At 33.9% G+C, this 316-nt stretch carries 1 protein-coding gene; it reads left to right on the top strand.

All coding sequences use genetic code 11. The features are described 5' to 3' along the window. The coding region (locus EZH24_RS13690) for a hypothetical protein (protein WP_236847299.1) at positions 1-285 on the top strand (285 nt) is incomplete at its 5' end. Positions 286-316 lie beyond the last annotated feature (31 nt).

Genomic DNA, 316 nt, shown 5'->3' with positions numbered 1-316 from the left:
AAACTTTTTCACTTCACAAAATTATTTATAAATATTTTGCAGGCTTCCTTGCTTGTATTAATAAAATTAAGTCATTACGAGGACTTGAAAAAGTCCGAAATAATCCAATTTATGTGGATTGCCACGCCTCACTTCACCAAAGGTGGGCAGACGCCTGTTCGGCTCGCAATGACAAATATAAGAAACAAAGTCGCACACGCTGTGCGCCACATGTCGATGACGATAACAAAAATTTTCAATTCGATAAGTTTCAGAGATTACTCTCTGTTATTTATAAAAAATTAATTAATTACAAAGGAGATTTCAAAATGAGAAA

This window comes from Brachyspira catarrhinii (assembly GCF_005518285.1).
Classification (GTDB): Bacteria; Spirochaetota; Brachyspiria; order Brachyspirales; family Brachyspiraceae; genus Brachyspira; species Brachyspira catarrhinii.
The sequence above is the reverse complement of the archived record's forward strand: the minus strand, read 5'-3'. Positions and strand labels throughout refer to the sequence as shown.